Below are 23630 nucleotides of genomic sequence, written 5' to 3'. Positions count from 1 at the left end.
CACGAATCGTTCCATCAAAAGCTTGAATCACGACCAAGCCAAGATGGGAATCCTGAATATCAACAAACCTTAGAGCAGTTCCAGGAAAAGTGCGTAGCGGTTTTCCGTCCGGAATTGCGCAGAAACAAAGATTTGGAGCAGTTCGGCGATTCCGGGAAACGCTGAACCGCTCTGGGAACACCGATCATATCGCGCTTCCGGCAGGCCGCGGCAAGCGTTGGGGAATACGGGCATGTCGAAGAGCAACAATGTCTACAAGGACGCCTTCAACCGCTGCCTCAGGCTGCTCGACGAGACCAAGAGCCTGCCGTCGGAACCTGAGCTCGGCACGCTGCTCGGCGTCAGCCGCACCACGGTGCGCAGCATTCTTTCGCGCATGGAAGAAACCGGGCTGATCGCCTGGAACAAACGCAACAAGACGGTGCTCAGGGCGCCGCGGCCGGAGGATTTCTTCCCCGAGGAAGAGACCGATTCGCTTGCCGAGATCATCGAGCGCTCCTTCATGCGGCGTCTGCTTGCGGAAGGCGCGGAAGCCGGCATGCAGATCAACGAGCTTGAGCTGGCGCGCGAGATCGGCGTCGGCACCACCAGCGTGCGCGAATTCCTGATCCGCTTCTCGCGCTTCGGGCTGATCGAGAAGCGTCGCAACAGCCACTGGGTGCTGAAGGGTTTCACGCGCGCCTTCGCGCTGGAACTGACCGAGATCCGCGAGATGTTCGAACTGCGCTCGGCGGCGGCTTTCGTCGCGCTTCCGGAAGACAGTGCGGTCTGGGTGGACCTCGACATGCTGGAGGTCCAGCACCGCCAGCTCGCCAGCGAAATCGCCACGCGCTTCAACGAATTCTCCGAACTCGACGAGCGCTTCCACCGGCTGATCCACCGCGCCTCGCACAACCGCTTCATCGTCGACTTCTACGATGTCATCGCGATGATCTTTCACTACCACTATCAGTGGAACAAGGCCGAGGAGCGCCAGCGCAACGAGGTCGCGGTCCAGGAGCATCTTGCCTATATCGCGGCGCTGAAATCGCGCGATCCTGGCAAGGTGGACGCCGCCTGCCGCAAGCACCTGAAGTCGGCGCGCCAGACGCTGCTGAGCTCCATTCCCGAGGGACGGCAGGCGCAGCCCGCCTAATGCATGTCGCCCAGAAGCGTGCAGCGGTTCTGGGATAACGACAATGCATGAAAACAAGCGCGTCGCGCCGCGTTGCCGCAGCGCGGTTTTGTCGATTTTCCAGCCGCATCCTCCGTGTTATTTCCTTATTGGTCGCAATCCCGGACGGAAAACCGTTTCACACTTTTCCTGGAATTGCTCTAGTGTCGATCAAGTTTCCGGGAGAGGCTTTGCGTTGAATATCCGGCTGAAACGATGGAGCATGCCGGCCGCGTTCGTCGCGGCGCTGCTCCTGTTGCTTCAGTCCTCTCTCGGCGCTTTCGCGTTCGGCGCGCCGTCGCAACTCGATGCCTTCGGCAACGTCATCTGCACCCATGAAGGCGCGGTAAAGCTCCCCGGCGGCGATCCCCACCAGCAGAATATGCCGTCCTGCTGCTCGCTCGGCTGCAGCATGGTTTCGCCGGCGCATCTGCCGCCGCCGGAAACCGTCACGCTGGCCGGGACCCGGCTTTTCGAGGCGGTCGCCTTCCAGCTTCCGGCCTTCCGGCACCAGGACTTCGCCCGCGACCGCTCTCCGGCCAATCCGCGCGCGCCGCCGGCAATGGTCTGATCCGCGGAACGTTCCGCGGGCCTATTCATCCAAAGATCAGACTGTTCGCGGCCGCAAAGCGGCGCGATCCTCATATCCATGGAGCAATCATGTCCAATCTTCTTCCCCGGGCTCGGACCTATGCCCTTCGCGGCGCGCCGCCGTTCCACCTCCAGCAGCGCGTTGGCCTTGCCGTGCTCAGCCTTCTTCTACTCTTGGCCTGCATTCCCGCCACCCTCGCGCATGAATTCAAGGTCGGAGACCTTGAGATCGAGCACCCCTGGTCGCGAGCGACGCCGCCCGGCGCCAAGGTGGCAGGCGGCTACTTCATCGTGATCAACAAGGGCAGCGCGCCGGACCGGCTGTTGTCGATTTCCTCCGACATTTCCGACAAGGCTGAACTGCATGAGATGAGCGTCAAGGACGGCGTCATGACCATGCGGCCGGTCGAGGGCGGGCTGGAGATCCCGGCCGGTGGCAAGGTCGTGTTGAAGCCGGGCGCCTACCACCTGATGTTCACCGGGCTGAAGCGGCAGCCGAAGCAGGGCGAGAAATTCCCGGCGATGCTGACCTTCGAGAAGGCCGGCAGCGTGAAAGTCGAGTTTGCCGTCGAAGGCATGGGCGAGACGGGCAGTGGCGATATGGACATGGACCACGCTGAGTAATCCGCCAATTCGAAATCAGAGGGACAATTCATGAAGACATATCTTTTTGCCGGCGCGCTGTTCGCGCTCGGGACCAATGCCGCGCTCGCCCACATCACGCTCGAAACGCAGGAAGCGGCTGTCGGCTCCACCTACAAGGCGGTCTTGCGGGTGCCGCATGGCTGCGAGGGCAAGGCGACGACCGCCGTGCGCGTGCAGATCCCCGAAGGCGTCATTGCGGTGAAGCCGATGCCCAAGCCCGGCTGGACGCTGCAGACCAAGAAGGGCAAGTACGAGAAATCCTACCAGCTCTATGGCGAGACGCTGACCACCGGCGTCAAGGAAGTGGACTGGAGCGGCGGCAATTTGCCAGACGAGTTCTATGACGAGTTCGTTTTCCGCGCCGCGCTGGCGGCCGACCTGCCGGCCGGCCAGATGCTCTATTTCCCGGTGGTGCAGGAATGCGGCGACGCCACCAGCCGCTGGATCGAGATCCCCGCGGCGGGCCAGGATGAGGACGCCTTGGAAACTCCGGCGCCCGGCATCAAATTGCTGCCCAAGAAATAATCTCCTGGTGGCGCGCCCGATCGGGCGTGCCACCATTTCCTGTAAGACGGCATGAACGCAGCACAGCCTTCCTCGACGAACCGGACCGCGGGCCGACATATCGGCCCGCTTGCCTGGCTGTTCGTTTCGCTCGTGGCTATATCGGTGTTGGCGCTGCCCAGTCGTGCCTTCGCGCATGCGGCGCTGGTCGCAACCGATCCGGCCGACGGCGTGGTGCTGTCGCAAAGCCCCGCGCGATTTTCGCTGACCTTCAGCGAGCCCGTCTCGCCGCTGGTTCTGACGCTTGTGCGGCCGGACGGCTCGCAGCTTGCGCTCACATCCTTCCGTCTCAACGACCAGACGATCGAGATCGACAATCCCGAAACGCTCAAACCCGGCACGCATGTGCTGAGTTGGCGGGTGGCGTCGGTCGACGGTCATCCTGTCGGTGGCTCGGCGCTGTTTTCCATCGGCGCGCCAAGCGCCGCGCCTGTGGCGGGCGAAGCCATCGACTGGACGCTGCGCGCGGCGATCTGGGCGGCCAGGCTGTTTGTCTATGCCGGCCTCTTCCTCGGCGTCGGCGGCGCGTTCGCGCTCGCCTGGCTGGCCGAGGACCGGCGCTGCGGCCAGCGCTTTGTCGCCGCGGCACTGCTTTTCGGCCTCGCCGGCGCGCCGTTATCGCTCGGCCTGCAGGGATTGGATGGGCTTGGCGTCCCACTCGCCCGGTTTGCGACACCGGCCGTCTGGAAGACCGCGCTGGAAACGAGCTTCGTCTGGACGGTGCTGATCGGCTTGATCGCGCTTGGTCTCGCTTTGCTTTCGCTTTCCGGATCTTCGGCTCTTCGCAAGCTGTCGGCAAGCGCGGCTCTGCTCTGCGTCGGCGGCGCCCTTGCCGCGAGCGGCCACGCCAGTGCGGCCGAACCGCAATGGCTGACGCGGCCGCTGGTGTTCCTGCATGGCGCGGCAATCGCCTTCTGGGCCGGTTCGCTGGCGCCGCTCGGCCTGGCATTGCGGCGGCAGCCGGCGGAAGCGAAAGCCTTTCTGCGCCGCTTCTCCCGCGCGATCCTGCCGGTCGTCATCCTGCTTGCCGCAAGCGGTATCGTGCTGGCGATCATCCAGGTGCGGCAGCCGGCAGCATTGATCGACACGTCCTACGGCCGGCTGCTGCTCTTGAAGCTGGCTCTGCTGCTCTTCTTGTTCACGCTTGCAGCGGTCAACCGCTGGACGCTGACGGTGCCTGCCGAGGCCGGCGATACCGAGGTGCAGCGGCGGCTGGCGCGCTCCATCCGCATCGAGGTGGTCATCGTGCTTGCCATCTTCGGCGTCGCCGCCGGCTGGCGCTTCACCCCGCCGCCGCGCGCGCTGGCGATCGCCGCCGCGCAGCCGGTGTCGATCCACATCCACACGCTGAAGGCGATGGCCGATCTCAGCATCACGCCCGGCCATGCCGGCGAGGTCGCCGCTTCGGTGGTGATCATGACCGGCGATTTCGGGCCACTCGATGCCAAGGCGGTGACGCTGGTGCTGTCGAAGCCGGATTCCGGTATCGAGCCGATCAAGCGGCCAGCGACCAAGCCGGGCGACGGCACCTGGCGTATCGACAATCTCGTCATCCCGCTGCCCGGCCGCTGGAATGCGCGGCTCGACATCCTCGTCTCGGACTTCGAGGTGGTGAAGATCGAGGCTCCCATAGAGATCAGGGCGCAATAACCAACCCGAAGCCAACCCGACACAATTCGGCGAGACGGTTGACGCCGCCGCCAAGGCCCGTCAATCATCTGGAAAAGGCGCGTCCTCCAGGACGCAGCCCACAACAGGCATCCGAACGCAGGGAAGAAACGATGGAAAAAGCCGAAATCGGCCTGATCGGCCTTGGCACGATGGGCTCCAACCTGGCGCTCAACATCGCTGAGCACGGGCACCGCATCGCCGTCTTCAACCGCACGCCGTCGCGCACAGACGCCTTTATCGAGAGCGCCGGTTCGCTGAAGGACATGGTCGTTCCCTGCTACAGCCTGGAGGAGCTCGCCGCGGCGATCCGGCCGCCGCGGCCGATCATCATCATGGTGCTGGCCGGCAAGCCGGTCGACGAGCAGATCGCGGCGCTGCGCGCCGTGCTCTCCAACAACGACATCGTCATCGATGCCGGCAACGCCAATTTCCGCGACACGATGCGCCGCTTCTCGGAATTGTCCGGCTCGGGCCTGACCTTCATCGGCATGGGCGTTTCGGGCGGCGAGGAGGGCGCGCGCCACGGGCCGTCGATCATGGTCGGCGGCACCGAGGAGTCCTGGAAGCGCGTCGAGAAGGTGCTGACCGCGATCTCCGCCAAGTTCAAAGACGAGCCCTGCGCCGCCTGGCTCGGCACCGACGGCGCCGGCCATTTCGTGAAAACCATCCACAACGGCATCGAATATGCCGACATGCAGATGATCGCCGAGATCTACGGCATCCTGCGCGACGGGCTCGGCATGGCGCCCAAGGAGATCGGCAAGGTCTTCGACGGCTGGAACAAGGGTCGGCTCAACTCCTACCTGATCGAGATCACCGCCAAGGTGCTGGCCGCCGACGATCCCAAGACCGGCAAGCCGGTGGTCGACATCATCCTCGATCGCGCCGGACAGAAGGGCACTGGCAAATGGTCGGTGATCGAGGCGCAGCAGCTCGGCATCCCGGCGACGGCGATCGAGGCGGCGGTCGCGGCGCGCGTGCTGTCCTCGATCAAGGACGAGCGGCAGGCGGCGGAAAAGGCCTATGGCGATATCGGCGTCGAAAAGATCTCCGGCGACAAGACCGCGCTGCTCAGGGATCTTGAGTTGGCATTGTTCGCCGGCAAGATCGCGGCTTACGCGCAGGGTTTCGCGGTGATGAGCGGCGCCTCGAAGGAATTCAACTGGAACCTGCCGATGCCGACCATCGCCAAGATCTGGCGCGCCGGCTGCATCATCCGCTCGCAGATGCTGGACACGATGGCCGAGGCGTTCGGTTCAGGCAGCGCTTCCACCAACCTGCTGATGGCACCGGCCTTCATCGCCTTGATGAAGGAGGCGCATCCGTCGCTCAGGCGCATCGTGGCGCGTGCCTCCGAGGCCGGGTCGCCGGTGCCGGCGCTGTCAGCAGCGCTTGCCTATTTCGACAGCTACCGGCAGGGACGCGGCACGTCGAACCTGATCCAGGCGCAGCGCGATTTCTTCGGCGCGCACGGCTTCGAGCGTATCGGCGAGCACGGGGCGTTTCACGGCCCGTGGGGCAGCGGCGCGGGGCATTAACCCCGATAAGGCAGAACCTCGCTCGGGGTACTGAGTGACTGCAACGAGCCGGGGTCGGCGCCGCCGATCCAGCCGAGCACCGCGCGGGCGAGCTCGGAGCCGGCCAGCCGGAAGTTCTCGTTGACGACCAGCAGTTCGCGCCGGAACAGATGCAGCAGCTCCGACGATTGTTTCGACACCACGTCGACGTCGCGGCCGAGTTTCAGCCCGGCGTCCTCGATGCCGGCCACGATGGCGAGCGTCGCTGCGGCGGCGCTGCTGACGAAGCCGTCGGGCCGGTCCTTGCGCCGCATCAACTGCGCGGTCCGCGTCCTGATCTGCTCGATCGACTGGTCGATGGAGACAGTGTTGAACGGCACCTCGCCAACGCCCACCTCGCTCAGCGCATCGGCAAAGCCGTTCACCGTATGGCCGTAATAGGTGAGACCGACCGGCGGCGTCACAAGGGCAAGCCGGTTGCGGCCCCGACCGGCGAGGTAGCGGACGGCTTCGCCGGCAAAGGCGTAATTGTCGAAGTCGTGATAGGGATGCACCAGGCCCATGTCGGTGCGGCCATGCGTGGCGAAGGGAATGCCGCGCTCCAGCATGTAGCGCGCCCGCGGATCGTTGGGCTGGGTGCGCGAGATGATGACGCCGTCGGCCGAGCCCGTCTCGACCAGATAGCGCACCGGATCCAGCGGATCCTGCGAGCGCGAATAGGGCGTGACGATCAGGTGGTAGGGCGTATCGGCGATCACCTCGGTGACGCCGTAGATGATGTCGGAGACGAAGCTCATCAGCTCGTGCTCGGTGTTCAGCACAAGCGAGACGACGTTGGTCTTGCCTGTTCTCAGCCTGACGCCGGCGCGGTTCGGGCGGTAGCCGATCTGCTTGGCGACGAGCTGGACGCGACGCCTGGTCTCGGCGCCGATCTCGGGTGCATCCTTCAGCGCGCGCGAGACCGTCGTGACGCCAAGCCCGGTCATGAAGGCAAGCGTCTTCAGCGTCGGCCGCTCCTTGCCCGACGTGTCGTCGTCGCCCTTCTTCGTTATCCGTCTATCCATTCGTCCCGCCCGTCAGGCGCATAGCAGCCGCAGGGCCGACCGGCAATCGTGCGGCGGTGACATTTGCGCGACCTTCAGCTTGTGGCTCGGTTCAATATACTGAAACGTTACAGATTGCCAATCTTCGTGATCGACCGGCAAGGTCGCACCCCTTTGCATCGCGGGTGCGGCGATGAACCGAGAGTCGCTGGAATCACAAAGAAATATCGGCCCAAGCCTACTTTTTGCACCAATCGACTGTTCCAGCGCCGGCATTGCCGCGTCGGAAGAAAGATTTTGTTCGTGCCTCGAAAAAATCTTGATTGGCTTCAAGGCGAGGGTTGCCTAGGAGGATCATTTGCCGTATCGAAAATCTGTAACGTTTCAGATTCTGGGAGGAAGCCGAAATGCGATACAAATTCCTGACTGCCGCCTTCGCCGCGACGGTTGCGCTCAACTTCGCCGGTCCGGCGGCCGCGACCGACCTGGAAGTCACCCATTGGTGGACTTCCGGCGGTGAGGCGGCGGCGGTGGCCGAGCTTGCCAAGGCATTCGACGCGACAGGCAATCACTGGGTCGACGGCGCCATTGCAGGCTCCGGCGGCACGGCGCGGCCGATCATGATCAGCCGTATCACCGGCGGCGACCCGATGGGCGCCACCCAGTTCAACCACGGCCGGCAGGCGGAAGAGCTGGTGCAGGCTGGGCTGATGCGCGACCTCACCGATATCGCCACCAAGGACAAGTGGACGGAAATCGTGCGGCCGAAGAGCCTGCTCGACTCGTGCACCATCGACGGCAAGATCTATTGCGTGCCGGTCAACATCCATTCCTGGCAGTGGCTGTGGCTGTCCAACGAGGCCTTCCAGAAGGCCGGCCTGCCGGTGCCGAAGGACTGGAATGAATTCGTGGCGGATGCGCCGGCGCTGGAAAAGGCCGGCATCATTCCGCTCGCGGTCGGCGGACAGGCCTGGCAAGCCTCGGGCGCCTTCGACGTGCTGATGGCCGCGACCGGGGGCACCGACACGTTCCTCAAGGTCTACAAGGACAAGGACGCCACCTTCGCGGCCGGCCCGGAGATCGCCAAGGTGTTCAAGGCGGCGGACGATGCCCGCAAGATGGCCAAGAACACCAACGTGCAGGACTGGAACCAGGCGACCAATCTGGTCATCACCGGCAAGGCCGCCGGCCAGATCATGGGCGACTGGGCGCAGGGCGAGTTCCAGGTCGCCGGCAAGACCGCCGGCAAGGACTATACCTGCCTGCCTGGCCTCGGCCTGAACGAAGTCATCGCCACCGGCGGCGACGCCTTCTACTTCCCGCTGCTCAAGGACGAGGCGAAGGCGAAGGCGCAGGTCGTGCTCGCGGAGACCTTGCTCGATCCGAAGACCCAGGTCGCCTTCAACCTCAAGAAGGGTTCGCTACCGGTGCGCGGCGATGTCGACCTCAATACGGCGAACGACTGCATGAAGAAGGGCCTCGCCATCCTCGCCAAGGGCGCCGTCATGCCGTGGACGGACCAACTGCTTTCGCAGGACACCCAGAAGCAGAAGGAGGACCTGTTCTCCGAGTTCTTCGCCAAGCCCGACATGACGATCGAAGAGGCACAGAAGCGCTTCGCCGAGATCATCGGTTCGGCGGACTGACGACCGGCGCCCCCGCCGGCTTCCGACCCCAGCCTATCGGGGTCGGGAGCTCGATGTCCTCATTGCCCGGCCGGCCGAGATGAGCAGCAGCGAACGCCCGAACCAGCTTTTCCGCAACCTGAACGCCAAGGTCGCATCGATCCCGATGGTGCTCACCGCGCTGGTGGTGTTCGTCGGCGGCACGGCGTGGACGGTGCTCTACTCCTTCACCAATTCGAAGCTGTTGCCGCGGCTCAACTTTGTCGGGCTCGACCAGTATCACCGGCTGTGGTCGACATCGCGCTGGCTGGTGTCGATCGAGAACCTTTTGATCTACGGCGTGATCTCGCTGGTGTTCTCGCTGGTCATCGGCTTCCTGCTTGCTGCCCTTCTCGACCAGAAGATCCGTTTCGAGGACACGTTCCGCACCATCTTCCTCTATCCCTTCGCGCTGTCCTTCATCGTCACCGGGCTGGTATGGCAGTGGCTGCTCAATCCGGATTTCGGCGTCCAACGCGTCGTGCGCGACCTCGGCTGGACGAGCTTCAGCTTCGATCCGCTCTACAATTCCAGCATCGTCATCTACGGCATTTCGATCGCGGCGCTCTGGCAAGGCACGGGCTTGATCATGTGCCTGATGCTCGCCGGCCTGCGCGGCATCGACGAGGACATCTGGAAGGCGGCGAGGGTGGACGGCATTCCGGCCTGGAAAACCTATCTTTTCATCGTCATCCCGATGATGCGGCCGGTCTTCATCACCACGTTGGTGATCATCGCCGCCGGCATCGTCAAGGTCTATGACCTGGTCGTGGCGCAGACCAGCGGCGGCCCCGGTATCGCGTCGGAAGTGCCGGCGAAATATGTCTACGACTACATGTTCTTCGCCCAGAACCTCGGCCAGGGTTTCGCCGCCTCGACCATGATGCTGTTGTCGGTGGTGATCGTCATCGTGCCATGGGCCTATCTCGAATTCGGAGGCAAGAAGCGTGGCTGACGTCGCCTCCCTGTCCACCGGTGCCGAAGCGCTCGGGCGCAATGCCACCGGCCCGAGCGGGCCCAAGCCGCGGCACGTGCTGTCGCGCCGCAATATCTTCCTTTACGGCACGCTGATCGTCGTGGCGCTCTATTACCTTTTGCCGCTCTACGTGATGATCGTCACGTCGCTGAAGGGCATGCCGGAAATCCGCCTCGGCAACATCTTCTCGCCGCCGGTGGAAATCACCTTCGAACCCTGGGTGAAAGCCTGGGCGACAGCGTGCACGGGGCTCAACTGCGACGGGCTTTCGCGCGGTTTCTGGAACTCGGTGCGCATCACCGTGCCGTCGGTGATCCTGTCGATCGCGATCGCCTCGGTGAACGGCTATGCCCTGGCCAACTGGCGCTTCAAGGGCGCCGACACCTTCTTCATCATCCTGATCGTCGGCGCCTTCATCCCTTACCAGGTGATGATCTATCCGATCGTCATCATCCTGCGCGAGATCGGCATCTACGGCACGCTGACCGGCCTGGTGATCGTGCATTCGATCTTCGGCATGCCGATCCTGACGCTGCTTTTCCGCAACTATTTCACCTCGATGCCGGAGGAACTGTTCCGCGCCGCGCGCGTCGACGGCGCCGGTTTCTGGGGCATCTATCTGCGCATCATGCTGCCGATGTCGCTGCCGATCTTCGTGGTCGCCATCATCCTGCAGGTGACCGGCATCTGGAACGACTTCCTGTTCGGCGTCGTCTACACGCGCCCCGACACCTATCCGATGACGGTGCAGCTCAACAACATCGTCAACTCGGTGCAGGGCGTGAAGGAATACAACGTCAACATGGCCGCGACCATCCTGACCGGGCTGGTTCCGCTCGTCGTCTACTTCATTTCCGGCAAGCTCTTCGTGCGCGGCATCGCCGCCGGCGCGGTGAAAGGATGATGATGGCCGCTGAAATCGCCAATCCCAGCGTTTCGATCCAGGACCTTTCGCTCAATTTCGGTGCCGTCTCGGTGCTGCAGACGCTCAACCTGGATGTCGCCGACGGCGAATTCATCGTGCTGCTCGGGCCGTCCGGCTGCGGCAAGTCGACCTTGCTCAACTGCATCGCCGGGCTGCTCGACATTTCCGACGGGCGCATCTTCATCAAGGGCAAGAATGTCACCTGGGAAGAGCCGAAGGACCGCGGCATCGGCATGGTGTTCCAGTCCTATGCGCTCTACCCGCAGATGACGGTGGAGAGGAACCTTTCCTTCGGCCTGCGCGTCGCCGGCGTGGCGAAGGACGAAATCGCCAAGCGCATCGCGCGCGCCGCCGAGATCCTGCAGATCGAGCCGCTGCTGCAGCGCAAGCCTTCGGCGCTGTCCGGCGGCCAGCGCCAGCGCGTGGCGATAGGGCGCGCGCTGGTGCGCGACGTCGACGTCTTCCTGTTCGACGAGCCGCTCTCCAATCTCGATGCCAAGCTGCGTTCGGAGTTGCGCGTCGAGATCAAGCTTTTGCACCGCCGCTTGCAGAACACGATGATCTACGTCACCCACGACCAGATCGAGGCGATGACGCTGGCCGACCGGATCGCGGTGATGAAGGGCGGCGTGATCCAGCAGCTCGACGCGCCGCAGACGATCTACAACCGCCCCGTCAACCGCTTCGTTGCCGGCTTCCTCGGCTCGCCGGCGATGAATTTCATCGAAGGCAGGCTGGAGAAGGACGGCGGCGACTGGCACTTTGCCGTCGAGGATCTGCGCATTCCGCTTGCAACCTATTCCTTCGAGAAGGAGCCGGCGCCGGGCCCTGCTGTGTTCGGCATCCGGCCAGAGCATGTCGCCTTCAACAGCGGCACGGGGTGGCCCTTCACCGCGACAGCCAATGTCGAGGTCGTCGAGCCGATGGGCTCCGACACACTGGTGTGGCTGAAACTAGGCCGGCAGAACTTCACCGTGCGCGTCACCTCCGAACGCACGCCGAAGAACGGGGATGCGGTCGGCATCGGCTTCGATCCGCTGCGCGCCTCGCTCTTCGACGCTCAAACCGGCAACCGAATTTAACTCCCCAGGACCAACAGAACGGACAGGACAGATGAACTGGTCATTCCAACTCTACAGCGCCCGCAATTTCCAGCCATGGAACGGCGTGGTGAAAATGCTCGGCGAGCTCGGCTACAGCCAAGTCGAGGGCTTCGGCGGCGTCTATGACGACCCGAAAGCGTTCCGCGCCGAGCTCGACAGGAACAGGCTTGCGATGCCGACCGGGCATTTCTCGATCGACGCGCTGGAGAACGATTTCGACGGCGTGCGCAAAACCGCCGACGCGCTCGGCATCACGCTCCTGATCTGCCCCTATCTGATGTCCGATCAGCGCCCGTCCGATGCCGCCGGCTGGCGCGGCTTCGGCGAGCGTCTCGCCAAGGTCGGCGAGGTGGCAAAGAAGGCCGGCTACGGCTTTGCCTGGCACAACCATGATTTCGAGTTCAAGCCGCTTGCCGACGGCTCGCTGCCGCAGGACCATATCCTGTCCGCCGCGCCCGACATCGGCTGGGAGATGGACGTCGCCTGGGTGATCCGCGGCGGCGCCGATCCGCTGCCCTGGATCGAAAAGCACGGCAAGCGCATCGTCGCCGTGCACGTCAAGGACATGGCGAAGCCGGGCGAGGGGCTGGACGAGGACGGCTGGTCCGACGTCGGCCACGGCACGATCGACTGGGCGGGCCTGTTCAAGACATTGCGCGCCAAGAGCGCGGCGCAGTATTTCATCATGGAGCAGGACAACCCCAACGACATCGAGCGCTATGCCCGCCGCTCCATCGCGGCAGCCAAGAGCTGGCAGGAGTGATCGAAATGGCAGAGAAACTTGGCGTCGGCGTCATCGGCTGCGGCAACATCTCGAAGGCGTATTTCTCGCTGTCGCCGCTGTTTCGCGGCATCAAGATGCGCGCCTGCGCGGATATCAACATGGATGCGGCGAAAGCGCGGGCAAAGGAGTTCAAGCTGCGTGCCGAGACGGTCAACGACCTGCTCAAGGACGACGAGATCGACATCATCGTCAACCTCACGGTTCCGGCGGTACACTACGAAGTCTCCAAAGCGGTGCTCGACGCCGGCAAGCATGTCTATTCGGAAAAGCCGTTCGTGCTGTCGGTCGGGGAAGGGCTCGATCTCAAGAAACGGGCCGAGAAGAGGGGCCTGCGCATCGGTTCGGCGCCAGACACGTTCCTCGGCGCCGCGCCCCAACTGGTCCGCGATCTGATCGACAGCGGCAAGCTCGGCGCGATCACCAGCGGCACCTGCCATGTGATGGGCCACGGCATGGAGCACTGGCACCCCAACCCGGACTTCTTCTTCCAGCCGGGCGCCGGTCCGGTGCTGGATATCGGGCCGTATTATGTCACCAACCTGATCCAGCTGATCGGGCCGGTGAAACAGGTGGCGGCCTTCGCGACGACGCCGGCCAAGGAGCGTACGATTTCGTCGAAGCCGCGTGCGGGCGAAAAGATCCCGGTGAACACGCCGACCACCATCCATGCGCTGCTTGAATTCGCCAATGGCGCGGTGATCACGCTCAACACCAGCTGGGACGTCTGGAGCCATGGCCACGCGCCGATGGAGCTCTACGGTGAATTGGGCACCGTCTTCGTGCCGGACCCGAATTTCTTCGGCGGCGAGGTGCGCTTCACCGACTCGGCCAAGCCGGTGAAGAAACTACCGAAATGGAACCATCCGTTCGGCGTGCCGAACGAGATGCATGGCCATGGCATGATGGCGAACTACCGCACCGCCGGCCTGGCCGACATGGCGGTCGCGATTGTCGAGGGACGGCCGCATCGCTGCTCGATGGAGCTGGCGCTGCACGCGGTCGATGTCATGACCGGCATCCTGCGTTCCGGCGAAAGCGGCAAGTACGTCGCCATGCAGACGACCTGCGAGCGGCCCGCCGCGCTCGGCGTTAAGGACGCCAAGGCGCTGCTGGCGAAGAAAAAGTAGGTGGCGACCCTCTCCCCGTCCCGGCGAGGAGAGGGTAATGGTGGGGGACAAGCATCGATTCAATCCGCCATGACGGCGCCCGCGGCGCCGCTTCGACCCCGAGGATTTCCCATGCCCTATGTCGCCGCCGAAAACCGCTACGAGAAGATGATCTATAATCGCTGCGGGCGGTCAGGCCTGAAGCTGCCGGCGATCTCGCTCGGGCTGTGGCACAATTTCGGCAACGATACGCCGCACAGGACCAAGCAGGCGCTCGTGCGCAAGGCCTTCGACCTCGGCATCACCCATTTCGACCTCGCCAACAATTACGGCCCGCCGCCCGGCTCGGCGGAAACCGCGTTCGGCGAGATACTGCGCACCGATTTCGCTGCTTACCGCGACGAGATCATCATCTCGACCAAGGCCGGCTACGAGATGTGGGCCGGTCCCTACGGCGAATGGGGCAGCCGCAAATATGTGCTGGCCAGCCTCGACCAGAGCCTCAAGCGCATGGGGCTCGACTATGTCGACATCTTCTATTCGCACCGTTTCGATCCCGAGACGCCGCTCGAGGAAACGATGGGCGCGCTCGACCACGCGGTGCGCTCGGGCAAGGCGCTCTATGCCGGCATCTCTTCCTACAATTCGCAGCGCACGCGCGAGGCGGCCGACATATTGCGGCAGCTCGGCACGCCATGCCTGATCCACCAGCCGAGCTATTCGATGCTCAACCGCTGGGTCGAGGAGGACGGGCTGCTCGACACGCTGGAGGGGCTCGGCATCGGCTCGATCGTGTTCTCGCCGCTGGCGCAGGGCATGCTGACCGACAAATATCTCGGCGGCATTCCCGACGGCAGCCGCGCATCCCAAGGCAAATCGCTCAAGCCCGCCTTCATCAACGACCAGTCGATCGCCAACATCCAGGCGCTCAACGCCATTGCCGGCCGCCGCGGCCAGACGCTGGCGCAGATGGCGCTGGCCTGGGTGCTGCGCAAAGGCCGCGTGACCACGGCGCTGATCGGTGCCAGCCGGCCGGAACAGGTCGAGGATTGCGTCGGCGCGCTCAAGGCGCTCGAGTTCTCCGATGCCGAGTTGGCCGAGATCGACACTTACGCGCGCGAGTCCGACATCAACCTTTGGGCGGCTTCCGCCGAACGCAAGGGACCGCCGCGCAAGTAGAGATTAGCCGGCGAACCATCGCCATCGCGTCGTGTCGGAGGGGGCGCGCTTCAGAAACAGTGGCAAAATCACTCTTTCGTCGCTATCTCAGGGGAATTGAGGTCGTTCGCATGCGAGATCTGCTGCGAGCGTCGATTGGGCGAACAAGATGACGGCAAGAGATGCGCTAACCAAGAACCAGCTCTGCGTGCTCGAAAAGCTCGAGGCGTCCAGCGGGCCGCTCAGCGCCTATACGCTGCTCGACCAGCTGCGCGAGCGCGGTTTCCGGGCGCCGCTGCAGGTCTATCGGGCGCTCGACACGCTGGTGAAGTCCGGCTTCGTGCATCGGCTCGAAAGTCTCAACTCCTTCGTCGCCTGCGCCGAGCCGCACGATCACAGCCATTCGATGACGGCCTTCGCCATCTGCGACAATTGCGGGCAGGTGACCGAAATGTCCGACCACGATGTCGATCACCGGCTGGACGAATGGGTGCGCTCGACGGGATTTGCGGCGAAAAAAGCGGTGATCGAGTTTCGCGGGGTGTGTGCCAAATGCAGGGCTGAAGCGGCGTAAGAACGCCGATATTCAGGTGAGGTCGGCCTGCAAATGGCGGCTCCCTGCGCTTCCGGTGCTCACGTACTTTAAGTACGCTCCGCTCCGGTTCTCGGGACCCACCATTTTCGACTCGACCTGACCTGAATCTCGACGCTCTTACAGCGTGGGGTAGCGCCTAATGCGCCTCGTCCCAGTTGTTCGCCGCCCGGGCGTCGACATGCAGCGGCACCGACATCGAGACCGCCGGCATCGGCGCGTTCTCCATCACGCGGCGCACCACGGGGATGGTCGCCTCCACCTCCGAGTCCACCGTTTCGAAGATCAGTTCGTCATGCACCTGCAACAGCATGCGGGCGGAGAGTTTCGCCTTGTCCAGCGCCTCTTCCATATGCACCATGGCACGGCGGATGATGTCGGCGGCGGTGCCCTGGAGCCTGGCGTTGATCGAGGCGCGCTCGTTGAAGGCGCGCACCGACGGGTTGGACGACCTTATCTCCGGATAGTGGATGCGGCGGCCGAAGATGGTCTCGACGAAACCGTTTTCCCGCGCATAGGCCTTGGTTTCCTCGATATAGTCGCGGATGCCCGGGAAGCGCTCGAAATATCGCTTGATATAGGCGCTCGCCTCGTCGCGCGGGATCGACAGCTGGTTGGCGAGGCCGAAGGCCGAGATGCCGTAGATGATGCCGAAATTGATCGCCTTGGCGCGCCGGCGCACCTCCGAAGGCATGCCTTCGACCGGCACGTTGAACATTTCCGATGCGGTGATGGCATGGATGTCGGCGCCGTCGGCGAAAGCCTGCTTGAGCTGCGGGATCTCCGCGACATGGGCAAGCACGCGCAATTCGATCTGGCTGTAGTCGGCCGAGACCAGCTTGTGGCCCTTTTCGGCGATGAAGGCGGTCCTGATCTTGCGGCCCTCGGCGGTGCGCACCGGGATGTTCTGCAGATTGGGATCGGAGGACGACAGCCGTCCCGTCGTCGTCGCGGCGAGCGCATAGGAGGTATGGACGCGGTTGGTGCCGGGGTTGATGAAGCCCGGCAGCGCGTCGGTATAGGTCGATTTCAGCTTGGTGAGCTGGCGCCAGTCGACGATCTTGCGCGGCAGCTCGTGGCCTTCGGTGGCAAGGTCTTCCAGAAGCTGCGCCGAGGTCGACCACTGGCCGGTCTTGGTCTTGGAACCGCCCGGCAGGCCCATCTTGCCGAACAGGATATCGCCGAGCTGCTTGGGCGAGCCGATGTTGATGCGTTCGCCGACGATTCCGTAGATTTCCTCCTCGACGCGGGCGGCGCCCTGCGCCAATTCGCCCGACAGTCGCGACAGGATTTGGCGGTCGACCGAGATGCCGCGCTGTTCCATCCGGGCAAGCACCGGCACCAGCGGCCGCTCCAGTCGCTCGTAGACGGAAACGAGGCCCTTGGCGGCCAACCTCGGCTTCAGCACCAGCCAGAGCTGCAACGCAATGTCGGCCTGCTCGGCGGCGTATCTCGTCGCGCGCTCGATATCGACTTGGTCGAAGCCGATGGCGCTCTTGCCCGAGCCGGCGAGTTCCTTCTTCGAGGCCGGCGCGTGACCGAGCCACTTCTCCGACAGCGAGACGAGGTCGTGACCGCCGGAGGTGCCTGCGTCAAGGACGTAGGAGATCAACATCGTGTCGTCGAACGGCCCGACCTCGATGCCGTGCCGGCCCATCACGACGATGTCGTATTTCGTGTCCTGGACGATCTTGAGAACCGACCGGTCCTCGAGCAACGGCTTGAGCAGCGCCAGCGCCTCGCGGACCGGGATCTGGTTCTCCAGCATGCCGCCGCCGAGCAGGTCGCCATTGCCGCTCTTGTGGGCGAGCGGCACATAGACAGCCCGGCCCGGCGCAATCGCCATGGAAATGCCGATCAGGTCGGCCTGCATCGGATCGGACGAGCTGGTCTCGGCGTCGAGCGCAAGGACGCCGGCGTCGCGGGCTTCGACTATCCAGGCCTTGAGCGCCGCCGCATCGCGGATGGCGGTATAGGCCGAGGGGTCGATCTTGCGGGCCGCCGCCTGTTCGAGCCGCAGCGCCGAGAGCAGCGAAGGGGTGTCGCCCTGCGGCGGCGCATCCTCGCCCCTTGTGGCAGGTTTCGCGGTGCCCTTCGATTCAGGTGCCGGCTGTCTCGATGGCGCGCCGGCGCCGACATCGGGGCCATGCGCGGTATCGGCGCGCTCGACGGTGACGGCGGAAGCCTGGACATCGCCGATCTCGGTGGCGGTCGCCTCGGCGACGCGCCGCGTCAGCGTGGTGAATTCCATCGTCTTCAGGAAGCCGATCAGCTTCGGCCCGTCTGGCTCATGCAGGACCAAATCGTCCAGTCCCTCCTTCAGGGGCACGTCGTTCCTCAGTGTCACCAGCTCGCGCGAGATGCGCGCCTTGTCGGTATTGGCGATGATGGTTTCGCGGCGCTTGTCCTGCTTGATCTCGGAAGCGCGCGCCAGCAGCCCGTCGAGGTCGCCGAACTGTTCCAGCAGCTGCGCCGCGGTCTTCGGGCCGATGCCGGGCACGCCCGGCACGTTGTCGACCGAGTCGCCGGTCAGCGCCTGCAGGTCGATCATCTTCTCCGGCGGCACGCCCCATTTCTCGATCACCTCGGGAATGCCGATCTGGCGGTCTTTCATCGGGTCGTACATGCCGACCGTCGGACCGACCAGTTGCATCAGGTCCTTGTCGGAGGAGATGATGGTGGTGTCGGCGCCGACCTCGCAGGCCAGCCGGCAATAGGTCGCGATGATGTCGTCGGCCTCGAACCCCTCCATCTCGATGCAGGGCAGGTTGAAGGCCACGGTCGCCTGGCGGATCAGCCCGAATTGCGGGATCAGGTCCTCCGGCGGCGCCGAGCGGTTCGCCTTGTATTCGGGATAGAGATCGCTGCGGAAGGTTTTCGAGGAATAGTCGAAGATAACGGCGAAATGCGTCGGCACGATGCCTACACTGGTGTTGCGGGCATCCTGCATCAGCTTCCACACCATGTTGCAGAAGCCGAGCACGGCGCTGGTCGGCAGGCCGTCGGATTTGCGGTTCAGCGGCGGCAGCGCGTGATAGGCGCGGAAAATGTAGCCGGAGCCGTCGACGAGGAAGAGGTGATCGCCTTTTTTCATGCCGGCAGGGATAGCGCGGCCAGCCTTCGCGGTCCATGCCAAAGGCTGTGCAACCTGCCAGTTCGGGCAACACCCCTGGCAGATACTGTCCTGGCGGGAATCCACTGCTCACGGGCATGTTACAAAAGTGTAATTTTCGTGCCCTTGAATCGCCACGTTCACAGACCCAAATACATCTCATCGGCAGTTTTCGCCGAAGTCCGGAGTAAGGCCCGTCCCCCGCCTATCCCGGGCAACTTGCGGCAGCCTATCCCCCCTCTCCGGGCTGCCGCATCGTTTCGAGTAAAGACCGCCGTGGTTCCCCCTCCACCACGGCGGTTCTTTTTTGCCTCCAGGCTAGCCTTTCCCGCTTGGTCCAACGATCGCGGCTTTTCGTTTTCCGCATCGCCCTTTAGGGTCTGCCGCAAAAATCGAAAGGCCCCCCAAAATGTCCAAACTCTCCCCCGTCCTCGACCGTCTCGACCAGAACCTCGACCAGAGCCTGGAGCGGCTGTTCGGCCTGCTCGGCATCAAGTCGATCTCCACCGATCCCGCCTTTGCCGCCGACTGCCGCAAGGGGGCCGAATGGCTGGTGGCCGAACTCAAGCTGATCGGCTTCGACGCAAGCGTGCGCGACACGCCCGGACATCCGATGGTGGTGGCGCATCACGAGGGGCCGGCAGGCGCGCCGCATGTGCTGTTTTATGGCCACTACGACGTCCAGCCGGTCGATCCGATCGAATTGTGGGAAACCGATCCGTTCGCGCCGTCGATCAAGGAGATCGAGCCTGGACGCAAAGTGATCACCGGACGCGGCTCGGCCGACGACAAGGGGCAACTGATGACCTTCGTCGAGGCCTGCCGCGCCTGGAAGCAGGTGCACGGCAATCTGCCGTGCCGCGTCACCATCCTGTTCGAGGGCGAGGAAGAATCCGGCTCGCCGTCGCTGAAGCCGTTCCTGGAAGCCAACGCCGCCGAGCTGAAGGCGGATTTCGCGCTGGTCTGCGACACCAGCATGTGGAATCGCGAGACGCCGTCGATCTGCGTGTCGCTGCGCGGCATGGTCGGCGAGGAGATCACCGTCAAGGCGGCCAACCGCGACCTGCATTCGGGCCTTTATGGCGGTCCGGCCGCCAATCCGATCCGCATCCTGGCCAAGGTTCTCGCCGACGTCCACGACAAGGACGGCCATGTCACCATTCCGGGCTTCTATGAGGGCGTCGAGGAGACGCCCTCGCAGGTGCTGAAATCCTGGGAAGGGCTCGGCGAAACGGCCGAGACCTTCCTTGGACCGGTCGGACTTTCCATTCCGGCCGGCGAAAAGGGGCGCTCGGTGCTCGAGCTCACCTGGGCGCGGCCGACCGCGGAATTCAACGGCATCATCGGCGGCTATACCGGCAAGGGCTTCAAGACGGTGATCGCGGCGGAAGCGTCGGCGAAAGTGTCGTTCCGGCTCGTTCACAAGCAGGATCCGAAGAAGATCCGCGCCGCCTTCCAGGCCTTTGTGCGCGAGCGCATCCCCGACGACTGCTCGGTAGAATTCCACCCGCATGGCGGCTCGCCGGCGATCCAGCTTTCCTATGACTCGCCGTTCCTGACCAAAGCCAAGGACGCGCTGTCGGACGAGTGGGAGAGGCAGGCCGTGACCACCGGCGGCGGCGGCTCGATCCCGGTGGTGGGCGATTTCCAGACCTATCTCGGCATGGAATCGCTGCTGGTCGGCTTCGGCCTCGACGACGACCGCATCCACTCGCCGAACGAGAAATACGAGCTGACCTCCTTCCACAAGGGGCAGCGGTCCTGGGCGCGAATCCTCGATGCGCTGACGCGTTGAAATTCAACTTTCTGTTGATTTTTCCCCGGATCGCGGCGAGGACGAATGACCAGCGCAACGCGCCGCCTGCTGGCACATCCCAGGCGAGGCGCGGTATTGCGGCCGCGATCCGGAGAAGAGAATGACTGATATCCGTTTCCACAAAAACGATCTGCCTGACCTGTCGCGCTACAATGTCGGCGCGGTGGCCATCGACACGGAAACTCTGGGGCTCAACCCGCATCGCGACCGGCTCTGCGTGGTGCAGATTTCGCCCGGCGACGGCAGCGCTGACGTCATCCAGATCGCTCCAGGCCAGAAAGAGGCGCCGAACCTCGCCAGCCTGTTGAGAAACAACACAATCACCAAGCTGTTTCACTACGGCCGGTTCGACATCGCCGTGCTCTACCACACCTTCGGTGTGATGGCCGAGCCGGTGTTCTGCACCAAGATCGCCTCGCGGCTCACCCGCACCTATACCGATCGTCACGGGCTGAAGGATCTCTGCAACGAACTGCTCGGCATCGGCCTTTCCAAGGCGCAGCAATCCTCCGACTGGGCGGCCGAAACGCTCTCGCCCGAACAGCTCGAATATGCCGCCTCGGACGTGCTCTACCTGCACAGGCTGCATGAGGTGCTGGGCGCGCGCCTGGCGCGCGAAAACCGCACCAAGGAGGCGGACGCCTGCTTCCGTTTCCTGCCGACCCGCGCCAAGCTCGATCTTATGGGCTGGGCGGAGGAAGACATCTTCGCGCATAGCTGACGGAACCGGGCGCGTCGAAAGGACGTTGGGGCCGGTTCGTGGAGGGAGTGAGATGGCAGAGCGCAAACCGATAGAAAGCGCGCCGAAGGACGGCTCGAAGGTCACCATCCTGTGGAAGGACGGCGACGGCGTCGTCAACGAATCCATCGGCCAGTATCGCGACGGCGGCTGGTGGGTCTACACCGACAGCGACACGCAAAAGAAGGTCGATCCGACGAGCTGGCGTCCGGCATCCGAGGACGACGACCAGTAGGCGGCCGCCGCCTGCGAGCTTAAGGCGGGTCTCGACCGAAACAAGGGGGCGCAATGAGGCAGAACACGCTCTATCTCATCATCGGAGCGCTGATCGCGGTGGTCATCGCGCTCGGCATCTATGTCTATCGCGAGCAGACCAGGCCGAAAGGCGTCGAGCTCAAGATCGACGACAAGGGCATTTCGATCCAGCAGAATTGACCACGGTGGCCAGCCGGAAGTGGCTGGCCACCGTGAGGGGCTAGACTGGCTTTGCGAGACGACATTGCGCCGGGGGGATTTCGGCCGGAGATACAGGGGCTGCGCGGGCTCGCCGTAGCCTTTGTGGTGATCTTCCATATCTGGCCGACAGCACTTCCCGGCGGCTATGTCGGGGTCGACATCTTCTTCGTCATCTCCGGCTTCCTGATCACCGGCCTGCTTGCGCGCATGGCTCTGAGCGATAGCGGCATCTCGCTTGTCGGCTTCTATACGCGCCGGGTCAGGCGGTTGCTGCCGGCGGCGATCGTCGCGCTCTTCGTCACGCTCGCGGGAACGCTGCTGTTCGTGTCGGACGCCTGGTGGGAAGAAACCGCCAGGCAGGTTATTGCAAGCGCGCTCTACGTGCAGAACTGGCGGCTTGCCGAGCAGGCCGTGGACTATCTCGGCGCCGAGGACGCCCCGAGCCCGGTGCAGCATTTCTGGTCGCTGTCGATCGAGGAGCAGTTCTACATCGTCTGGCCTGTGCTGATGATCGCTGCGCTGTGGTGGGCCAGGCGTCGCGGGCACTCGCCCGTGCAAACACTTACCTTCGTGCTCGGCGCGGTCCTGGCGGGCTCGCTCGCGGCTTCCGTCGCTCTCACCCGATCCGATCCGGCATGGGCCTATTTCGTTACCCATACCCGGGTCTGGGAACTGGCGCTTGGCGGGCTGCTGGCGCTGACCCTGGACCGGTTCCAGCCGAAAGCGCGTGCCCGGGCGGGGATGGCTGTCGCCGGCATGCTGGCGATGCTTGCGTCGGCGATGCTGTTTACAAGGGCGACCGATTTTCCGGGCTTCAAGGCGCTGCTGCCGACGCTCGGCGCGGCTCTGATCATCGCGGCCGGCAGCGTACGCATGGGCCGCTTCCGCGGCCTCGACATCGCGGCGCTGCGCTATATCGGCGATCGCTCCTATTCGATCTATCTGTGGCATTGGCCGCTGATCATTTTCTATGCGGCGCAGTGCGGCGCGATCGACCTTCTCGATGGCGTTGGGCTGATCATCGCCACCTTGGTCGTTTCCGGTCTCTCCTACCGCTTCATCGAACAGCCCTATCGCCATTCGCGCTCGTCCCTGGCATGGCGGCCGCTGATCGACGGCACGGTGGCGGTGGGGTTGTGCGTGGCGGTGGCGGGCGGACTCGTCCATGCGATCGACCGGCAGCCCATCGATACCAGCCTGATCGGAACGCCGAATTATCCGGGGCCTGCGGCCTTGCTCGCGAACGCCGTCGTCCCCGAGGGCGTCAAGCCGCTGCCTCCCTTGAGCAAGATCGGCAGCGATGTGCCCGTCATCTACAGGATGAAATGTCATCAGGAGCAGAAGGGCATCGATGCGACCGGTTGCCCGCTCGGCGACCCGGCTGGGACGAGGACCATTGTCGTGATGGGCGATTCCCACGCGGCGCAATGGGTGCCGGCGGTCGACAAAATCGCCAAAGACAGAAAATGGAAGCTCGTCAGCTTCACCAAGGCGGCCTGCCCGGTAACCCGGGTCACCATCCTTGACGACGGCAAGCCGTATGAGCAATGCGCGCTGTGGCGGGAGAGGGTTCTCGCCGAAATCGCGAAGCTGAAGCCCGATCTCGTGATCACCAGCCAGAGCAACTACACCGGCGTCGCGCGGGACGCGATGATCGAGGGATTGCGCAGCGTCTGGAGCGAGCTCAAAAGTGAGGGCGTGCGCGTCGTCGCGATCCGCAACACACCTTTCAGCCTGTTCGATCCGCGCAATTGCCTGGGGACCGATCCCGGCAAATGCGTCAATCCGCGCAGCGAGGTCGAACGGGAAAACATCTACGCGCTCGCCGCCCGGTCCGTGCCGGGGGTGAGCGTGGTCGACATGAACGATGCGCTATGCGGCAAGGAGAGCTGCCCGGCGGTGGTCGGGAACATTGTCGTGCTGCGCGACAATCATCATCTGACGGCAACCTACGCGTTGGCGCTGGCGCCCTATCTGGCCAAGGCAGCGGGACTTTGAGCAACCATCCACTCGTA

22 protein-coding genes are annotated in these 23630 nt (G+C 64.0%); 19 read left to right on the top strand and 3 right to left on the bottom strand.

The window, feature by feature from the left end; all coding sequences use genetic code 11:
* Nucleotides 1–232 precede the first annotated feature (232 nt).
* From FJ418_RS29925 to gndA, 6 genes are all read left to right on the top strand, one after another.
* Complete coding sequence (locus tag FJ418_RS29925; protein WP_140836152.1) at nt 233–1135, top strand: GntR family transcriptional regulator; 903 nt, start codon at nt 233–235, stop codon at nt 1133–1135.
* A 241-nt stretch (nt 1136–1376) separates the two neighbouring features.
* Nucleotides 1377–1724 carry a hypothetical protein gene (locus FJ418_RS29920; protein ID WP_140871811.1) on the top strand — a complete coding sequence of 116 codons (348 nt, stop codon included), beginning with the start codon at nt 1377–1379 and terminating at the stop codon, nt 1722–1724.
* An 89-nt stretch (nt 1725–1813) separates the two neighbouring features.
* Complete coding sequence (locus tag FJ418_RS29915) at nt 1814–2368, top strand: copper chaperone PCu(A)C (protein WP_140871809.1); 555 nt, start codon at nt 1814–1816, stop codon at nt 2366–2368.
* Between the two features lie 30 nt (nt 2369–2398).
* Complete coding sequence (locus FJ418_RS29910) at nt 2399–2914, top strand: YcnI family protein (protein ID WP_140871807.1); 516 nt, start codon at nt 2399–2401, stop codon at nt 2912–2914.
* Between the two features lie 51 nt (nt 2915–2965).
* Nucleotides 2966–4603 carry a copper resistance CopC/CopD family protein gene (locus FJ418_RS29905; protein WP_140871805.1) on the top strand — a complete coding sequence of 546 codons (1638 nt, stop codon included), beginning with the start codon at nt 2966–2968 and terminating at the stop codon, nt 4601–4603.
* A 38-nt stretch (nt 4604–4641) separates the two neighbouring features.
* Nucleotides 4642–6162: an NADP-dependent phosphogluconate dehydrogenase gene (gene gndA / locus FJ418_RS29900; RefSeq protein ID WP_281407593.1), complete on the top strand. Its 1521-nt coding sequence runs from the start codon at nt 4642–4644 to the stop codon at nt 6160–6162.
* Here the strand turns inward: gndA and FJ418_RS29895 are convergent.
* Nucleotides 6159–7205: a LacI family DNA-binding transcriptional regulator gene (locus tag FJ418_RS29895; protein WP_140871801.1), complete on the bottom strand. Its 1047-nt coding sequence runs from the start codon at nt 7203–7205 to the stop codon at nt 6159–6161. The two genes, gndA and FJ418_RS29895, sit on opposite strands and share 4 nt — an antisense overlap.
* 12 nt (nt 7206–7217) lie before the next feature.
* The gene (locus tag FJ418_RS29890; protein WP_140871799.1) at nt 7218–7517 is read right to left on the bottom strand and encodes a hypothetical protein; all 300 of its coding nucleotides are present in this window, start codon (nt 7515–7517) and stop codon (nt 7218–7220) included.
* A gap of 74 nt (nt 7518–7591) precedes the next feature.
* On the opposite strand from FJ418_RS29890, the gene FJ418_RS29885 reads away from it, so the two are divergent.
* The 8 genes from FJ418_RS29885 to FJ418_RS29850 all read left to right on the top strand — a co-directional run bounded on the left by FJ418_RS29885 (nt 7592) and on the right by FJ418_RS29850 (nt 15474).
* Complete coding sequence (locus FJ418_RS29885) at nt 7592–8830, top strand: ABC transporter substrate-binding protein (protein ID WP_140836146.1); 1239 nt, start codon at nt 7592–7594, stop codon at nt 8828–8830.
* 79 nt (nt 8831–8909) lie between these two features.
* A complete protein-coding gene (locus FJ418_RS29880) occupies nt 8910–9803 on the top strand; it encodes a sugar ABC transporter permease (protein WP_140871797.1) in 894 nt (297 codons plus the stop codon).
* Complete coding sequence (locus tag FJ418_RS29875; protein ID WP_140871795.1) at nt 9796–10728, top strand: carbohydrate ABC transporter permease; 933 nt, start codon at nt 9796–9798, stop codon at nt 10726–10728. Before FJ418_RS29880 ends, FJ418_RS29875 begins: the two co-directional genes overlap by 8 nt.
* A gap of 2 nt (nt 10729–10730) precedes the next feature.
* Nucleotides 10731–11831 (top strand): sn-glycerol-3-phosphate ABC transporter ATP-binding protein UgpC, encoded by a 1101-nt coding sequence (ugpC, locus tag FJ418_RS29870; RefSeq protein ID WP_140709606.1) that lies wholly within the window; start codon nt 10731–10733, stop codon nt 11829–11831.
* 31 nt (nt 11832–11862) lie between these two features.
* A complete protein-coding gene (locus FJ418_RS29865; RefSeq protein WP_140871793.1) occupies nt 11863–12615 on the top strand; it encodes a sugar phosphate isomerase/epimerase in 753 nt (250 codons plus the stop codon).
* Nucleotides 12616–12620: 5 nt separating this feature from the next.
* Nucleotides 12621–13763 carry a Gfo/Idh/MocA family oxidoreductase gene (locus tag FJ418_RS29860; protein WP_140871791.1) on the top strand — a complete coding sequence of 381 codons (1143 nt, stop codon included), beginning with the start codon at nt 12621–12623 and terminating at the stop codon, nt 13761–13763.
* A gap of 111 nt (nt 13764–13874) precedes the next feature.
* The gene (mgrA, locus tag FJ418_RS29855) at nt 13875–14921 is read left to right on the top strand and encodes an L-glyceraldehyde 3-phosphate reductase (protein ID WP_140871789.1); all 1047 of its coding nucleotides are present in this window, start codon (nt 13875–13877) and stop codon (nt 14919–14921) included.
* A gap of 148 nt (nt 14922–15069) precedes the next feature.
* Nucleotides 15070–15474, top strand: a complete 405-nt coding sequence (locus FJ418_RS29850; protein WP_041003614.1) for a Fur family transcriptional regulator — start codon at nt 15070–15072, stop codon at nt 15472–15474.
* Between the two features lie 157 nt (nt 15475–15631).
* Here FJ418_RS29850 and polA read toward each other — a convergent pair whose 3' ends face one another.
* Complete coding sequence (gene polA / locus FJ418_RS29845) at nt 15632–18586, bottom strand: DNA polymerase I (RefSeq protein ID WP_181167146.1); 2955 nt, start codon at nt 18584–18586, stop codon at nt 15632–15634.
* A 427-nt stretch (nt 18587–19013) separates the two neighbouring features.
* Between polA and FJ418_RS29840 the strand changes: the two genes are divergently transcribed.
* The 5 genes from FJ418_RS29840 to FJ418_RS29820 all read left to right on the top strand — a co-directional run bounded on the left by FJ418_RS29840 (nt 19014) and on the right by FJ418_RS29820 (nt 23613).
* Entirely contained in the window at nt 19014–20399 is a 1386-nt protein-coding gene (locus FJ418_RS29840; RefSeq protein ID WP_140871785.1) for a M20/M25/M40 family metallo-hydrolase, read from the top strand.
* Between the two features lie 121 nt (nt 20400–20520).
* On the top strand, nt 20521–21141 hold the full coding sequence (locus FJ418_RS29835; protein WP_140644596.1) for a ribonuclease D: 621 nt from the start codon (nt 20521–20523) through the stop codon (nt 21139–21141).
* Between the two features lie 52 nt (nt 21142–21193).
* Nucleotides 21194–21394: a hypothetical protein gene (locus FJ418_RS29830; protein WP_140803336.1), complete on the top strand. Its 201-nt coding sequence runs from the start codon at nt 21194–21196 to the stop codon at nt 21392–21394.
* Between the two features lie 53 nt (nt 21395–21447).
* On the top strand, nt 21448–21594 hold the full coding sequence (locus tag FJ418_RS29825; protein ID WP_112096623.1) for a hypothetical protein: 147 nt from the start codon (nt 21448–21450) through the stop codon (nt 21592–21594).
* A gap of 51 nt (nt 21595–21645) precedes the next feature.
* Complete coding sequence (locus FJ418_RS29820; RefSeq protein ID WP_181167145.1) at nt 21646–23613, top strand: acyltransferase family protein; 1968 nt, start codon at nt 21646–21648, stop codon at nt 23611–23613.
* The last annotated feature ends 17 nt before the right edge of the window (nt 23614–23630 follow it).

The sequence above is a fragment of the Mesorhizobium sp. B2-8-3 genome (genome assembly GCF_006440815.1).
In the GTDB taxonomy this organism is placed as follows: domain Bacteria; phylum Pseudomonadota; class Alphaproteobacteria; order Rhizobiales; family Rhizobiaceae; genus Mesorhizobium.
Note: the sequence above shows the minus strand (reverse complement) of the source record. Positions and strands in the feature narration are given on the sequence as shown.

Coding starts and splice junctions, on each gene's coding strand:
- FJ418_RS29925 (WP_140836152.1), top strand. CDS start 233: ATGTCGAAGAGCAACAATGTCTACAAGGACGCCTTCAACCGCTGCCTC.
- FJ418_RS29920 (WP_140871811.1), top strand. CDS start 1,377: ATGCCGGCCGCGTTCGTCGCGGCGCTGCTCCTGTTGCTTCAGTCCTCT.
- FJ418_RS29915 (WP_140871809.1), top strand. CDS start 1,814: ATGTCCAATCTTCTTCCCCGGGCTCGGACCTATGCCCTTCGCGGCGCG.
- FJ418_RS29910 (WP_140871807.1), top strand. CDS start 2,399: ATGAAGACATATCTTTTTGCCGGCGCGCTGTTCGCGCTCGGGACCAAT.
- FJ418_RS29905 (WP_140871805.1), top strand. CDS start 2,966: ATGAACGCAGCACAGCCTTCCTCGACGAACCGGACCGCGGGCCGACAT.
- FJ418_RS29895 (WP_140871801.1), bottom strand. CDS start 7,205: ATGGATAGACGGATAACGAAGAAGGGCGACGACGACACGTCGGGCAAG.
- FJ418_RS29885 (WP_140836146.1), top strand. CDS start 7,592: ATGCGATACAAATTCCTGACTGCCGCCTTCGCCGCGACGGTTGCGCTC.
- FJ418_RS29880 (WP_140871797.1), top strand. CDS start 8,910: ATGAGCAGCAGCGAACGCCCGAACCAGCTTTTCCGCAACCTGAACGCC.
- ugpC (WP_140709606.1), top strand. CDS start 10,731: ATGGCCGCTGAAATCGCCAATCCCAGCGTTTCGATCCAGGACCTTTCG.
- FJ418_RS29865 (WP_140871793.1), top strand. CDS start 11,863: ATGAACTGGTCATTCCAACTCTACAGCGCCCGCAATTTCCAGCCATGG.
- FJ418_RS29860 (WP_140871791.1), top strand. CDS start 12,621: ATGGCAGAGAAACTTGGCGTCGGCGTCATCGGCTGCGGCAACATCTCG.
- mgrA (WP_140871789.1), top strand. CDS start 13,875: ATGCCCTATGTCGCCGCCGAAAACCGCTACGAGAAGATGATCTATAAT.
- FJ418_RS29850 (WP_041003614.1), top strand. CDS start 15,070: ATGACGGCAAGAGATGCGCTAACCAAGAACCAGCTCTGCGTGCTCGAA.
- polA (WP_181167146.1), bottom strand. CDS start 18,586: ATGAAAAAAGGCGATCACCTCTTCCTCGTCGACGGCTCCGGCTACATT.
- FJ418_RS29840 (WP_140871785.1), top strand. CDS start 19,014: ATGTCCAAACTCTCCCCCGTCCTCGACCGTCTCGACCAGAACCTCGAC.
- FJ418_RS29835 (WP_140644596.1), top strand. CDS start 20,521: ATGACTGATATCCGTTTCCACAAAAACGATCTGCCTGACCTGTCGCGC.
- FJ418_RS29830 (WP_140803336.1), top strand. CDS start 21,194: ATGGCAGAGCGCAAACCGATAGAAAGCGCGCCGAAGGACGGCTCGAAG.
- FJ418_RS29825 (WP_112096623.1), top strand. CDS start 21,448: ATGAGGCAGAACACGCTCTATCTCATCATCGGAGCGCTGATCGCGGTG.